General features: G+C 64.9%; 10 protein-coding genes and 2 pseudogenes. 11 read left to right on the top strand and 1 reads right to left on the bottom strand.

Annotation, left to right across the window (positions count from 1 at the left end):
* Nucleotides 1-59 precede the first annotated feature (59 nt).
* Genes ACAD63_RS33135 through ACAD63_RS33120 form a run of 4 tightly spaced genes read left to right on the top strand, consistent with a single transcriptional unit; the run spans nt 60 to nt 5346 of the window.
* A complete protein-coding gene (locus ACAD63_RS33135; RefSeq protein ID WP_434034948.1) occupies nt 60-1658 on the top strand; it encodes an ABC transporter substrate-binding protein in 1599 nt (532 codons plus the stop codon).
* A gap of 28 nt (nt 1659-1686) precedes the next feature.
* The gene (locus ACAD63_RS33130; RefSeq protein ID WP_434034947.1) at nt 1687-2652 is read left to right on the top strand and encodes an ABC transporter permease; all 966 of its coding nucleotides are present in this window, start codon (nt 1687-1689) and stop codon (nt 2650-2652) included.
* Between the two features lie 4 nt (nt 2653-2656).
* Entirely contained in the window at nt 2657-3616 is a 960-nt protein-coding gene (locus tag ACAD63_RS33125) for an ABC transporter permease (protein ID WP_434034946.1), read from the top strand.
* Entirely contained in the window at nt 3610-5346 is a 1737-nt protein-coding gene (locus ACAD63_RS33120) for a dipeptide ABC transporter ATP-binding protein (protein ID WP_434034945.1), read from the top strand. The genes ACAD63_RS33125 and ACAD63_RS33120 overlap by 7 nt, the downstream gene beginning before the upstream one ends.
* Nucleotides 5347-5575: 229 nt before the next feature.
* Here the strand turns inward: ACAD63_RS33120 and ACAD63_RS33115 are convergent.
* Nucleotides 5576-5719: pseudogene (locus ACAD63_RS33115) on the bottom strand (tyrosine-type recombinase/integrase); the annotation flags it as partial.
* 6 nt (nt 5720-5725) lie between these two features.
* Between ACAD63_RS33115 and ACAD63_RS33110 the strand changes: the two are divergent.
* From ACAD63_RS33110 to ACAD63_RS33080, 7 genes and pseudogenes are all read left to right on the top strand, one after another.
* Nucleotides 5726-6253: pseudogene (locus ACAD63_RS33110) on the top strand (efflux RND transporter permease subunit); the annotation flags it as partial.
* A gap of 217 nt (nt 6254-6470) precedes the next feature.
* The gene (locus ACAD63_RS33105) at nt 6471-8267 is read left to right on the top strand and encodes a sigma 54-interacting transcriptional regulator (RefSeq protein WP_434034944.1); all 1797 of its coding nucleotides are present in this window, start codon (nt 6471-6473) and stop codon (nt 8265-8267) included.
* 375 nt (nt 8268-8642) lie between these two features.
* Nucleotides 8643-9545 (top strand): VOC family protein, encoded by a 903-nt coding sequence (locus tag ACAD63_RS33100; protein ID WP_434034943.1) that lies wholly within the window; start codon nt 8643-8645, stop codon nt 9543-9545.
* A gap of 66 nt (nt 9546-9611) precedes the next feature.
* Entirely contained in the window at nt 9612-10490 is an 879-nt protein-coding gene (locus ACAD63_RS33095; RefSeq protein WP_434034942.1) for an alpha/beta fold hydrolase, read from the top strand.
* A gap of 37 nt (nt 10491-10527) precedes the next feature.
* Complete coding sequence (locus ACAD63_RS33090) at nt 10528-11742, top strand: acyl-CoA dehydrogenase family protein (RefSeq protein ID WP_434034941.1); 1215 nt, start codon at nt 10528-10530, stop codon at nt 11740-11742.
* 142 nt (nt 11743-11884) lie between these two features.
* The gene (locus ACAD63_RS33085) at nt 11885-13615 is read left to right on the top strand and encodes a DUF1302 domain-containing protein (RefSeq protein WP_434034940.1); all 1731 of its coding nucleotides are present in this window, start codon (nt 11885-11887) and stop codon (nt 13613-13615) included.
* 34 nt (nt 13616-13649) lie between these two features.
* Nucleotides 13650-14993, top strand: coding sequence for a DUF1329 domain-containing protein (locus ACAD63_RS33080; RefSeq protein ID WP_434034939.1), 1344 nt, complete (start codon nt 13650-13652; stop codon nt 14991-14993).
* Nucleotides 14994-15016 lie beyond the last annotated feature (23 nt).

Here is a 15016-nt window from a genome sequence, read left to right as displayed (position 1 = left end):
CCATCGCGGCCGGGCCCGTTCATTGCCACAAGACAAGAACAAACAACCGAAGAGAAACCATGATCAAAAGAGTCATCCTGGCAACCATGCTGGCCTCGGGCATCGCCATGACGCTGCTTGGCGCGCCCGCGCTTCACGCGGAGACCGTGCGCTGGGCACGCTCCGTCGACGCCTCCACACTGGATCCGCACGCACTGAACAATGGTCCCAACCACAACCTGCTACATCAGGTCTACGAGCCGCTGATCATCCGCACGGCCGACGGCAAACTGCAGCCCACGCTCGCCGCCTCGTGGCAACGCACGAAAGACCCCACGGTATGGGAATTCCAGCTGCGCAAAGGCGTGAAATTCCATGATGGCAGCGTATTCACCGCCGACGATGCGGTGTTCTCGCTGCAACGCGCCAAGTCTCCCAACTCCGACATGAAGTCGGTGCTGGCGTCGATCACCGAGGTTACCAAGGTCTCGCCCTTCGTGATCCGCATCAAGACCGCGGGCCCCGACTCGCTGCTGCCCGACAACCTGATCAACATCCAGATGCTCAGCGCCGCCTGGGCCAAGGCGCATGGGGTGGAGCAGCCGCAAGTCGCTTCGGTCAAGGAGGAGACCTACGCCACGCGCCACGTCAACGGCACCGGCCCGTACACGCTCGTCTCGCGCGAGCAGGATGTGCGTACCGTCCTCAAACTGTTCCCGCAATACTGGGGCCGGGGCCAGTTCCCTCTGGAGATCGACGAGCTGGTCTACCTTCCGATCAAGTCGCCCTCTACCCGCGTGGCGGCGTTGCTGTCCGGCGAGGTCGATTTCGTGCAGGACCTGCCCATCCAGGACACGGTGCGCCTTCGCGCCGACCCCAGGCTGCGCGTCAACCAGGCGGCGGAGAACCGCGTGATCTTCCTTGGCATGAACGTCGGCAACGCGCCGCTGAAGTACTCGGACGTGAAGGAGCGCAATCCGCTTGCGGATCGTCGCGTGCGCGAGGCCTTTCAGCTCGCCATCGACCGCAATGCCATCAAGACCGCGGTAATGCGCGGCCTGTCCGTACCGACCAATATCATTGCACCACCATTCGTACACGGGTATGACAAGGCCTTCGATGTGGTGGGCAAGCCAGACCTGACGCGCGCCAAGGCGCTACTCGCGCAGGCAGGCTACCCGAACGGCTTCTCCATCACGCTTCACTGCACCAACGATCGCTACCTGAACGACGAGGCCATCTGCCAGGCCACGGCGGGGTTCCTGGGTCGTATCGGGGTGAAGACGAATGTGGTGTCGCGCCCGTTGGCGATCCAGACTGCCGCCATCAACAACCTGGATACCGACTTTTATCTGTATGGCTGGGGCGTCCCCACCTATGACTCGGCATACATCTTCGATTACCTGGTCCACACACGCGGCAAGAACTCGCGTGGCGCCACCAACGCCACGCGATTCAGCGACCCGGATGTGGACGCCAAGATCGTGTCGCTGGCGGCCGAAGGGGACCAGAAAACGCGCGACGCCACCATCAAGAGCATCTGGACCACCGTGCAAAAGGAACTGATCTACCTGCCTCTCCACGACCAGATCCAGACCTACGCCATGGTGCGCAAGCTCGATATCCCGGTGAACCCGTCGAACACGCCGTATTTCAAGCTGTTCAAGCTCGCCAAATGAGCGCCGGCAACCCGACGAATCCACGCCGATGCTAGTCCACCTTCTGCGCAGGTTGGGGCAATCCCTGCTGGTACTGCTAGCCGTATCCTTCATCGCCTTCCTGGTATTTCGCCACATCGGCGATCCCACCGTCAGCCTGCTGGGCGAGGATGCATCGTTGGAAGACCGACAGGCGCTGATCTCCGAGCTCGGCTTCGACAGACCGGTACCAGTACAGTACACCCGCTATCTCGGTCACGTGCTGCGCGGCGACCTTGGCATCTCCTACCGGCTCAAGCAACCGGTGACGAAGGTGATCCTCGAACGTGCGCCCGCCACGCTGGAACTGGCGCTGGTGGCCGCGGTGGTGGCGGTGCTGGGCGGCGTGGCTCTAGGCGTTCATACCGCGATCCATCGCGACAGCTGGCTGAGCTGGGCATGGATGACGACCTCGCTGGTGGGCGTATCGCTGCCCACGTTCCTTATCGGCATCCTGCTGATCTACCTGTTTGCAGTGGAGCTGCGCTGGCTGCCCGCCTTTGGACGCGGCGACATCGTGGCAGTTGGCGGCTGGAGCACCGGCCTGCTGAGCCGCTCGGGCTGGGCATCGCTGGTGTTGCCGGTGGCCACGCTAGGCTTGTTCAAGCTGACGCTGATCATGCGGTTGGTGCGCGCGGAAATGATGGAGGCGCTGCGCACGGACTATGTGCGCTTTGCCCGCGCTCGCGGCCTCCCGGAGTGGCGCATCCACTATGGCCATGCGCTTCGCAACACGCTGATCCCGGTAGTGACCATCACCGGTCTGCAGATCGGCTCGCTGATCGCCTTCGCCATCGTCACGGAAACGGTATTTCAGTGGCCGGGCGTTGGCCTGCTGTTCATCTCGTCGATCCAGGCGGTGGACGTGCCGGTGATAGCGGCCTACCTGCTGTCTGTCGCGTTGCTCTATGTATGCATCAATCTGACGGTCGACCTGGTGTACCTGTTGATCGATCCTCGCTTGCGGCGGGCATGAGACGATGAAAGACCACGCTACTTCCACGGTATCCGGCGCGCCGCGCCGACAATGGCGCAACGCGGACTCGCCCGTGCTGCGATCGTTCGCCCGCTCGCGCACGGTACAGCTGGCCGTCTGCCTGCTTGCTCTGCTGGTGCTGGCCGCGCTGTTCGCGCCATGGCTCGCACGTCAGAATCCTTTCGATCCGGCCGCGCTCGAGTTGCTGGATGCATTCACCCCGCCCTGGCACCAGGGCGCCTCGGGTGCGTTCTACCCGCTGGGCACCGACGACCAGGGCCGCGACATCTTCTCGGCCTTGCTCTATGGGCTGCGCATGTCACTGCTGGTGGGCGCGGCGGCGGTGGCGCTGTCGCTTGCCATCGGGATCGTGCTCGGGTTGGTGGCCGGCTACGCCGGCGGCTGGTTCGACACGGTCGTGATGCGACTGGCCGACGTTCAGCTGACCTTTCCGGTGCTGCTGGTGGCCCTGCTGATCTTCGGCATCGCGCGCGAGCTGCTTCCCGCGGGGTACCGCGACGAAATGGCCATCTACGTGGTCATCCTTGCCATCGGCCTCTCTGAGTGGGTGCAATACGCGCGCACGCTGCGAGGCGCCGTGATGGTCGAGAAGCACAAGGACTACGTGCTGGCGGCGCGTATCTGCGGGCGCTCGCGCAGCGGCATCCTGGTGCGCCACATCCTGCCCAACCTGCTGGCGCCGGTGCTAGTGATCGGCACCATCAGCTTTGCACTGGCCGTGGTAGCGGAATCCACGCTGTCGTACCTCGGCGTGGGCCTGCCGCCAACGGAGCCGTCGCTTGGCACGCTCATCCGCGTGGGCCAGGGCTTCCTCTTTTCCGGGGAGTGGTGGATCCTGCTCTTCCCCGTGCTGGCGCTCCTGGCACTGGCGCTCTCGGTCAATCTGGTGGGTGACTGGCTCCGCGACGCCCTAAACCCGAAACTGCAATCACCCGAATGGTGACTTCCCTGCCTTCCACGGCGCTCGGGCCGCCCGTGCTGCGCGTACGTGATCTCTCCGTGGAGTTCGACACCCATCGCGGCACGGTGCGTGTGCTGGACAGCGTGTCCTTCGAAATCGCCCCCGGCGAGATCCTCGGCGTGGTCGGCGAATCCGGCGCCGGCAAGTCCATGACCGGGAATGCGATCACCGGCCTCATCGAGAAACCCGGCCGCCTGGCGGCAGGCCGCGTCGAACTGCACGGCGAGCGTATCGACACACTGCGCGGCGAAGACATGCGCCGCCTCCGTGGCAGGCACATAGGGATGGTGTTCCAGGACCCGCTCACGAGTCTGAACCCCGTCCACACCATCGGCCGCCACCTCACCGAGGCCATCCGTACCCATCTGCCGCTCGATGCGGTGCAGGCGCGCAAGCGTGCGCTGGCGCTCCTGGCCGACGTGGAGATTCCTGATCCCGCCGCTCGCTTCAACCAGTATCCCCACCAGCTGTCCGGCGGCATGCGGCAGCGCGTGGCGATTGCCCTAGCCCTGAGTTGCGAGCCGGCACTGCTGATCGCCGACGAGCCCACCACGGCGCTGGACGTGCTCGTGCAGGATCAGGTGATCACGATGCTGCGCCGCGTGTGCCGGGAGCGGAATACCGCTGCCATGCTGATCACCCACGACATGGGCGTGATTGCCGAGGCCGCGGACCGGGTGATGGTGATGTATCAGGGTCGCGTACTGGAACACGGCCCGGTGGATGATATCCTGGCCCACCCGCAGGCACCCTACACACGGACTTTGATGGCGGCCATTCCGTCGGTTCACCTGCGGCTGAAGCGGCTGCCGGTGCCGGAAGCGGGCGTGGCCGACGTCCCGGCGCAGGTTGCTCCCTCCGAGCAGGCAAGCGCCTGTACCGGCGCCGCGCCACTTTTGCGCGTGCAAGGCCTGTCGCGATCCTACGATCTTTCATCGGGCTGGCTGGTGCGCGCCCTGACGCGCGAGCCGCGCCACGTACTGCACGCGGTAAGCGATGTCGGCTTTGAGATCCCGCGTGGTTCCACCTTCGGCCTGGTCGGCGAGTCCGGCTCGGGCAAATCGACGGTTGCACGGATGATCGCCGGACTTGTGCGGCCCGATGCCGGCAGGATCGTGCTGGACGGCATCGAGCGTGGCGCGGGCCACAACACGGAGGCCGCGCTGACAGGCCGCTTCCAGATGATCTTCCAGGATCCCTATGCCAGCCTGAACCCGCGCTGGCGCATCGACCGGATTATTGCCGAGCCGCTTGAAGTGATGGGGCTCACTCCGGATGCCAACGAGCGCGACGAGCGCGTGGCCCAGGCCCTGCGGTTGGTGCGGATGTCGCCGGACGATGGACGGCGTTACCCACACCAGTTCTCCGGTGGCCAACGGCAGCGGATTGCCATCGCCCGAGCGCTGGTCAGCCGGCCGGCCTTCCTGATCTGCGATGAGCCGACCTCCTCGCTCGATGTTTCGGTGCAGGCCCAGGTGCTGAATCTGATGCGGGATCTGCAGGACGAGTTCGGACTGACCTATCTGCTGATCAGCCACAACCTAGCGGTGATTCGACAGATGTGTGACCAGGTGGGTGTCATGCGACAAGGGCGGCTGGTCGAATGCGGGGCTGCGGAGTCAGTGTTTGCCGCACCCGTGCATGCCTACACGCGAGAGCTGATGGCAGCGGTGCCCGACGTCCGCCGGGCACGACGCATCGTCAACGCCTGAAAGCGCGCCGAGACGAGATTGCGACGACGTCACTGTCGCCGCTTGCGCAATAAATCCCTGGGCGGGAATCATCACGTTCCGCCCACCCAGGGGTGGGCGGCATCCGGACGTCGGCCGTCTGACAGACGGTTACGTCACCCACCCACAAGCGCGCCACCCGCTCCGCAAGCTCCGACGTCTCCTGTGGCTTCAGCCGCGCAAAGCCTCTGTCGCATCAGGTGCGATTGATGTCGCGCACGAAGCGCAGATCGACTTGCCGGTCCGTCATGTGGGAGCCGGCGGTGCGACGCAGCCAGTGGGCCGAGGCGTTGGCCAGCACCGCGGCCATGCTGTACACCTCTTTCACAACCAGATGCAGCGCCCCACGTGACAAGGCCCCGCCAATACCAGCGGTGGCTTCATCGACCTGAACGGCCGCGAATACCTGATCCGCAACCTGGGGCGCACCAACCGGCTCGACGACCTGACGGGGCTGCCAGTCGCCTATACGGACTGCGCGCCGGTGCTGCTGGAGCAGGTGGCCGGCGTGCGCTATGCCGCGGCGCTCAAGCGCGGGGATGCCGGATTCAATGGCAAGCCGTTCGCCTTCCTGCTGAGCGCGCGCGCCACCGCGATCTCGCTGGTGGCGATCCCGCTGTCGCTGGCCGTCACCGCGCTGGCCTTCCACCTGCTGGGCCAGTCCATCAACGTGATGACGCTGGGTGGACTAGCCGCCATCGGCGAGCTGATCGACGACGCGGTGGTTGACGTGGAGAACATCCTGCGCCGGCTCAGGCAGCGCGCAAGCATGGAGGACCCGCCGTCCGTGCTGGAGCTATCTGGCGCGCCTCGGTCGAAGTCCGCTCCGGCATCTTCTATGCCACGCGGGTGGTGCTGGTGTTCGTGCCGCTGGTTTGCGCTGCCGGGTACCTGGACGCGATAAGGCACGATAACGTTGCCTTGTGTTATGTACTGCATTGAATGCAGGAACGTTGTGATCTATAAAGCATATATGCAGGGCATCCGCGGCAGCTGACTATCGAGTCGTATCGACGCGAAAGTCCTGTGCGTCCTGCTCTGATACTCTACGGCCAAAAAATGAAGCGATTCGGCGGTGTTGGCCGCCGGCAGGCTGGAGTCAGACAATGAAAAGGGCGTCAACCAAGAAGAGTGACGGTGCGGTGGTGCGCGCCACCTCGAGCCTTGAACCGGCCGATGTACTGAAGCATCTGCATTTCAATCCGGCGGAGGGCCTCATCTGGCTGGAAGACCGCCGTATGGTCCTTCTCCATGTGGAGTCCCTGGGCGCCTTGCGGCAGGAGTTTGTCTTGGGAGTCGGCATGGAAGCGACGCGCGGCCTGCTGACGCGCTTCGGCTACTCGGCCGGATGTCGCGATGCGGAGCTTGCGCTGAAGCTGCAGCCACCCGGCACGTCCGTCGAGCAGCTTCTGATCACCGGCGGATATTTCCACGCCCTGCAGGGCATTGTCAGCCCGCCGGTCGTGCTGACCCAGGAGGTCAATATCGAAAAGGGCTCCTGCCATATCGACTTCTATTGGAAGAACAGCTACGAAGACCAGCTGCATATCGAGGCATTCGGCATTGGCGGTTCCCCCGCATGTTGGATGGAGACCGGCTATGCCTCCGGCTTTCTCAGCACGTGCCTGGGCCGACGCATTCTTGTACGTGAAGTCGAATGCCGGGCCATGGGCGCGGACGTTTGCCACTGCATCGCACGGCCGGTCGAGGACTGGCCCGATGCCGAGCTTGACTTGGCCTACTACGAGCCCAGGCCCTTCAGCCTCGCGCCAAAAGAACCGTCGGAGCGCCCCGCAGCGCAGGCAATGTCGGTCAAGATGGAGAGCGGCTCGCGCCCCGGCAATGCCGAGGGGGTGATTGGCGCCTCCGTCGCCTTCAACAACGTCATGCACAAGATCCAGCGCGTGGCATCGACTACGGCGACGGTGCTGTTGCTTGGGGAGAGCGGCGTCGGCAAGAGCGCCTTCGCGAGGCAGATACAGCGCCTCAGCGCGCGGGCCGACAAGCCGTTCGTCGAGCTGAACTGCGCGGCAATTCCCGAGTCGCTGATGGAGGCGGAACTCTTCGGCGTAGAGCGCGGCGCGTACACCGGCGCCGGCGAGGCGCGGCCCGGGCGCTTCCTGGTAGCGGATGGCGGCACGCTCTTCCTCGACGAGGTCGGCAGCTTGCCGATGACCGCGCAAGGCAAGCTGCTCCGTGTGCTCCAGACCGGCGAGTTCGAGGCGCTGGGCAGCGCGGCGACCCGCAAGGTCGACGTCCGGATCATCGCCGCTACCAACGAGAACCTTTGGGCCGCCGTGAACGAAGGCCGCTTCCGGGAAGACCTGTTCTATCGCCTCAATGTCTTTCCGATCCAGGTTCCGCCACTGCGCGAGCGGCGCGACGACATTCCGCTGCTGCTCGAGCACCTGCTGCGCAAGTACAGCGAACGCTATGGCCGCCGCATCCGCGGCGTGACGGCGCAGGCGTTGCAGATCCTGCTCAACTATCGCTGGCCCGGGAACGTGCGTGAGTTCGAGAACGTGATCGAGCGCGGCATCATCCTGGGCGAGGACGACCAGCCGCTGGGCTACCATCAGCTCGTCACGATAGACAGCGAGATGGGCGCGCAGGGTCCGATGGCGCTCAATGAACTGGGCCTGCTCGCGGAGAAGCGCGACTATCACCTGGACGCTGCCTCGCCCGAAGCCAGCCACGAGGCGGAGGCCCTGGCCGTGTGGGCTGAAGGCATTGTCGCCCGCTCGCAGGTATCGATGGACGTGATCGAGAACACGCTGGTCAAGGCTGCATTCAAGGCGGCGCAGGGCAACTTCACCCGGGCGGCCAGCCTGCTTGGCCTGACGCGCGCGCAACTGTCCTATCGGATCAAGAAGATGGAAGAGGACGGCGTTTCGCTGCACTAACCGGCCGGTACGCCGGCCCACCCCCGACCATGCCCGGAGGCTTCCATGCCTGCCGGGCATTCTTTTTTGCGCACGAAACTGCGCCTGCGAAAATTCGCAAGCGGCGCAACGCCGAACTCCCCGCATCTGCGGAAAATTATTAGGTGACCCGCCCCGACGCCGCGTTCTGACGCGCGCCCCTCACACCCTTGCGTTCCAAGAAACTTCAGAAATATCAATGACATGAGCCTTTTCCCCGCGCGTCCCGAGACGCCCGCGAGCGGCACTGGCACGCCGATTGCAGATAGGTAGTGACGCCGAACAAAAACGGCAGATTTTCTCAACCAAAGAATTCCGCCCGTCATCACCCGCATGGCGGGCAAGCAAGGAGACAGCATGTCGGATATTTCCGCCCTGGGTTACGTCGTCCTCAACGTGAGCGACCTGGACCTGTGGGAATCGTTTGCCACCAACATCATGGGTCTGCAGGCCGGCCGCCGCACCAGCGGCGCGCTGTCGCTGCGCATGGACGAGTGGGCGCAGCGCATCCTGCTGGAACGCGGCGAGGACGATGACCTGGTCGCGCTCGGCTGGCACCTCGATACCCCGGAAGCATTGCAGCACTACGTGACGGGCCTGCGCGCACGCCATGTCGAAGTCGTCCAGGGCGACCGCCAGCTTGCGCAGTTGCGCCAGGCCGAGGCCGTCTACTACTGCATCGACCCGGAAGGCTTCCGCCACGAGTTCTTTTGCGGCCCGACCCATGCGCCGATGTCCCAGCCGTTCCGTTCCCCGGTTCTCGTTGGCAAGGGTTTCGAGACCGGCCGCCTTGGCGTGGGCCATGTCTTCGGCGTGTCGCGCGACTACGCTGGCGCAGTCAAATTCTGCACCGACGTGCTTGGCCTAAAGATTTCCGATTACATCCGTGACTCGGAGACGATTCCCGGCGTGACGGTGGACTCCACCTTCTTCCACGTTGCCACGGGCCGCCACCATTCCTTCGCCACGGCGGGCATGCCGTTCCCGAAGAAGATGCACCATCTGCTGCTGCAGGTGCAATCGCTTGACGACGTCGGCCTTGCCTATGACCGCGTGCGCAAGGCCGGCGTGCCGGTGATGATGGAAATCGGCCATCACCCGAATGACGGCATGGTGTCCTTCTACTGCGTCACGCCGTCCGGCTTCGCGATCGAATTCGGCTGGGGCGGCATCGTCATCGACGATGGGCAGTGGAACGTCCGCAACTACACCCAGCTCAGCGACTGGGGCCATCGTCCCCCGATGCCGCAGCAGGCGTGAGCGCACGCCGCCATCAACCATTTCCCCAACCCAGCCAGACACAACCAATCCGAAAGGGAGACCCATATGAGCTTGTGGCTTGATTTCCTCGGCGCGGAGATCCGCTATGTGAAGACCAGCTTCGGCGCCATCCGCATCGCGGAAGCCGGCAAGGGCAATGCCGAAGCGCTGTTCCTGATGCACGGCATCGGCGGGCATATCGAAGCCTATGCGAAGAACGTGATGGCGCTGTCCGACACGTTCCACGTGATCGCGCTCGACTTCATCGGCCATGGCCTGTCGGAGAAGCGCGAAGACGTCGAATACACGCCCGTCACGTACGCCAGGCTGCTCGCCGAACTGATGGACGTGATGGGCATCCGTTCGGCCCATATCTCCGGCGAATCGCTGGGCGGGTTCGTCGCCGGTGTCTTCGCGGCCATGCACCCGGATCGCGTCAAGCGCCTGGTGCTGAACACCGCAGCGGGCATTCCCGTGGTCACGGAAAAGGGCCGGCAGGATCTGCGTGACCTGGACGAGCTGAACCGCAAGAACTTCGGCAAGCCGCCTTCGATGGAGACCATCCGCCTGCGCATGCAATGGCTGATGCACGAGTCGAACTGGCACCTGCTCGACGACGAGCTGATCGGGAGCCGGCTTGCGCTGTACAGCCGCCCCGATTTCCAGAAGACCGCGCCGCTGGTGTTCGCGCTGGTCCGCCGCCACCACGAGATGGCGGAGGCGGGCGCCATGATGCAGCCGCAGGACATCCAGTGCGAAACCCTTTACCTGTGGACGCGCTACAACCCGGTCCACGACGTCGCCGCCGCCGAGGCCGCCTGCGCCCGCACGCCCAGGGGCCAGCTCTACGTGATGAAGGCCGACGCGGCGCACTGGCCGCAGTACGAAGCGCCCGACGAATTCAACACCGTCATGCGCAACTTCCTGACGACGGGCCAGTGCTGAGCCGAAGGGAACCCAAGAGAACCAAGGAGAAGACAAAGTGGGCGTCATTGTGGAAAAGAACATTGCTGTGCCGGGCACGGAAGAGCTGGTGCAGCGCGCGCAGGCCATGATTCCCTGGCTGCGCGAGCAGGCCGAAAGCGTGGAAGAGAACCGCGCCGTGCCGCCGTCTACCGTGGAAGCCTTTCGCCAGGCCGGCTTCTTCAGGATCCTGCAGCCGGCCGCCTGGGGCGGCTACGAGATGAACCCCGAAGCGTTCTACCGCGTGGTGATGGAGATCGGCCGCGGCTGTCCGTCGAGCGGGTGGACGCTTGCGATCCTGGGCATCCACCAGTGGGAATTCGGCAAGATGGACCCGCGCGTTGGCGAAGAAATGTGGGGAAAAGACCAAGAGGTGCTGGTCAGCTCGTCTTACGCGCCGCTCGGCAAGGCCCGCAAGGTCGAGGGCGGCTGGATGCTGTCCGGCAAGTGGCCCACGTCGAGCGGCTCCGAGCATGCACCCGGCGGCGCCTTCCTTGGCGCACGCGTGTACGACGACTCGGGCAACTTCCGCGACCTGCGCTCGTTCCTGGTCAATCGCGAGGACTATGAGCTGATCGACGACTGGCACGTAGTGGGCCTGTGCGGCACCGGCAGCAAGAGCCTGAAGATCAAGACCAAAGCCTTCGTGCCGGATCACCGTTCGCACAGCTTCCTTGACTATCAGTTGGTCCCGGGCGCTGCGGCAACCTACCAGTTGCCGTTCAACCAGGTGTTCTCGGGCGTGATTTCTTCGGCGCTCGTCGGCTTTGCGCAGGGCATGGCCGATCTGTTCATCGAGCACACCAGGCCCAAGCAGAACCAGTTCGCGCTCGGACCCAACCCGGCCAAGAACCCGTTTATCCAGGAAAAGCTCGGCACGGCCATGCTGCAGATCCGCTCGGCGCGAGCGCGCATCCTCCAATGCACGCAGGAAGCCTCGGTCTACGCGCGGCGCGGCGAGCTGGTGCCGCTGGAAGTGCGCGTGCAGCAATTCCTGGACGTGCAGGCGACCGGCAAGGACTGCTTCGGCGCGGGCCACATGCTGTTCAAGAAGAGCGGTGCACGCGGCATTTTCCTGAACACGCCAATGCAGCGCCAGCTGCGCTCCCTTCTGGCCGGATGCAACCACATCACCCAGAACGAGGACGACTTCTCCGCCGTCCTTGGCGCCCACCTGCTCGGCGAGCCGGTTCCGCCCGGCGTGTTCGGCGTGCCCGCGCCTGCGCAGGCCTGACCGGCACGGGCGCCTTTCCCGGGGAGGGAAGAGGCGCCACGGCCGCCGTCCGTCGCGGCGGCCCGCAAGCATGACGAAGGTCCGGGATCACGGACCCATAACCAGGTCCATAAGCAGAACCAGAAGACTGGCGGAGGAAGACATGAAGAAGTCCAAGGCATGGCGCAACGCCCACGCCGTGAGCCCCCTGTTTCTCGCGTATCTGGCGGCGCTGGTCGGCAGCGGCCGTGCTCACGCGTTCGAGCTGGAAGGGTGGTCGGACGTGAAGGCGCGGTGGGACAACACGGTGAAGTACACCGCCGCGGGTCGTCTCAAAGACCCGGATCCGTACGTGGCCAACCAGAACGGCATGCAGCCCAACGTCGACTTCGGCGACCTGGGCAACCGCAATGGCCTGATCAACAGCCGCTTCGACGTGCTGTCCGAGTTCGACCTGAAGTACCAGGACGTCGGGTTCCGCGTATCCGGCGCGTACTGGAACGACAGCCGTTACACGCGCGACCACAACGATTTCAACACCCCGGTGCCGAACACGCAGGCGGCGGTGCTTGGCGGCGCTAACAACGCGATTCCCCATGGCACGAAGCGGACCATGGGTGAGCGCGCCGAACTGATGGACGCGTTCATCTTCGGGCAGTTCGATATTGCCGACCGCAGCCTGACGCTGCGTGCGGGCCAGCACACTCTTCTGTACGGCGAGTCCCTGTTCCTCGGCATGAACGGCATCGCCGCCGCCCAGGGGCCGGTCGATGCGATCAAGGCGCTGTCGTTGCCCAATACGCAGTTCAAGGAGATTGCGCTGCCGGTGCCACAGGTATCGGGCAGTTTCACGATCGCGCCGGACGTGAGCGTTGGCGCGTACTATCAGTTTGGCTGGCGCGCCAGCCGGATTCCCGCCGCCGGCAGCTATTTCAGCGCGGCCGACTTCGTCGGCGATGGTGCGGATCTGTTGCTGCTGCCTCCCGCAATGCAGCAGGCGCTGGGAGCACCGACGCCGTTCGCCTCGCGTGGCGCGGATGCGAAGGGTCGCAACAATGGCCAGTTCGGCATGCAGTTCCGCTTCAAGGCCGGGGACGTCGACTATGGCCTGTACGCGGCGCGCTATGACGACAAGGCGCCGATCGCCGTGCTGAACGTGCCGTCGGTCGCGACGGGCGGTGGCAACTTCGGTAGCGGCTCGTACAACCTGATGTACGCGCGCAAGATCGATGTGTACGGGGCGAGCTTCTCCACGGTTGTCGGCGAGACCAACATCGCCGGTGAGATCTCCACCCGGCGCAATGCACCGCTGGCGGTCCCGGGCGACCTGATCATGAGCGGCAGCCCGGCGGCCGACAATGACCGGAACACGCCGTACGCGCGCGGCAATTCCCTGCACCTGAACCTGTCGGCGATCAGCGTCTTCGGCGGCAACGCGCTGTGGGGCGGCGCCAGCCTCGTCGGCGAGCTTGCCTACAACCGGCTGCTCGACATCACCTACCGGCCGACCGTCGCGCCTGGCGTGCCTGGCGTGCCGGACCCGGTCAGCACCACCAGCACCCGCGACGCGGCCGCGGTGCGCCTGGTGTTCACGCCGACCTTCTTCCAGGTCTGGCCCAACGTCGATATCGATATGCCGATCGGTATCGGCTATGGCCTGTTCGGCCGCTCGGCGGTCGTGCACATGGCGCCGGAGCGCGGCGGCGACCTGTCGCTCGGCATGGTCGCGACCATCCATCGCAACGTGAAGGTAAGCCTGAACTACACCCACTTCTTTGGCGGCAGCGGTACGGCACCGTCCCCGTCTGACGGGTCGACGCCGTCCTACGCCTCCTACAAGCAGTTCTACAAGGACCGGGACTTCGTCGCACTCACCGTGCAGACCACGTTCTGAAGCCCAGCCAGCACCACCACTCCAGGAGACCCGCATGACGCAGTACAAGCAGATGGCCGCGGCCATCGCCATCGCCACGCTCGCGGCGAACATCGCATGGGCCGCCGTTCCGCCCGACGAAGCGGCGCAGTTGAAGTCCACGCTGACCCCGCTCGGGGCCGAGAAGGCGGGCAACAAGGAGGGCACGATCCCGGCCTGGACCGGCGCCTACTCGGCGGCGCTTCCCGGCGCCGGCAACGGCAAGTACCCGGACCCGTTCGCCGCGGAGAAGCCAGTGCTGCAGATCACCGCGCAGAACATGGGCCAGCACGCCGGCAAGCTGACAGAAGGCACGATGGCGCTGCTCAGGAGATACCCGTCTTTCCGGCTTGACATCTACCCGACGCATCGCACGGCTGGCGCGCCGCAATGGGTCTACGACAACACGTTCAAGGCGGCAACCACGGCCAGGCTCACCGACAACGGCCTGAGCTTCGAGGGTGCGTGGGGTGGCGTTCCATTTCCAATCCCGAAGAACGGCAACGAAGTCATGATGAACCACCTCGTCCACCCGACGCCGGTGGCCTTCGACAGCGTGTCGCGCAACTTCGTCGGCACGTCGGATGGCAAGTACAGCATGGTGTCCAAGACGCAGCTGGCCAACCTGTCATCGTACTGGCAGAAGGATGGCAATGCCGACAAGTACGGCAAGGTCTACCGCTATGTGCGCCTGGAGACCGTGGCGCCGACCTTCAAGGCGGGCGAAGCCGTGGTGTCGCATGGCTCGCTCGACGTGTCGCAGGAGCCGCCGGCCTGGCAGTACCTGGTCGGCCAGCGGCGCGTGCGCCGCGCCCCGACCATCGGCTACGACACCCCCGACTTCATCGCGTCGGGCGCCAACTACTTCGACGAGGTCTACGGCTTCATGGGCCGCCTTGACCGCTACAACTGGAAGCTGGTCGGCAAGCAGGAAATCTACGTTCCGTACAACAACAACCGGTTCTTTGCCGCGGGCGAGGAGAAGGCCATTGTGCCGTTCCACACCAACCCAGATGCCGTGCGCTGGGAGCTGCACCGCGTGTGGGTGGTCGAGGCCACGCTGGCGCAGGGCAAGCGCCATGCGGTGCCGAAGCGCCGGCTCTATATCGACGAGGACAGCTGGGGCGTGCTGACGATGGACGGCTATGACGCCGAAGGCAAGCTGTGGCGCGTCTCTCACGTGATGAACCAGGTCGTCCCGGAGGCCGGCGGCGCGCTCGATTCCAGCTGCTCCGTGGTCTACAACCTGCAGGCCAACAGCATGTCGGTGATCCAGTACATGGACAGCCTGAAGCTGGTCACGCCGCGCTCGGTCAGCTACTTCACCGGCGATGCCTTGAGCAACGCCGGCGCACGCTGACGCGCGCGTGCTGCCTGCCGGAG

Origin of the sequence: Cupriavidus sp. a3 (assembly GCF_051015765.1) — a bacterium.
GTDB classification, from domain to species: domain Bacteria; phylum Pseudomonadota; class Gammaproteobacteria; order Burkholderiales; family Burkholderiaceae; genus Cupriavidus; species Cupriavidus oxalaticus_A.
Note: the sequence above shows the minus strand (reverse complement) of the source record. Positions and strands in the feature narration are given on the sequence as shown.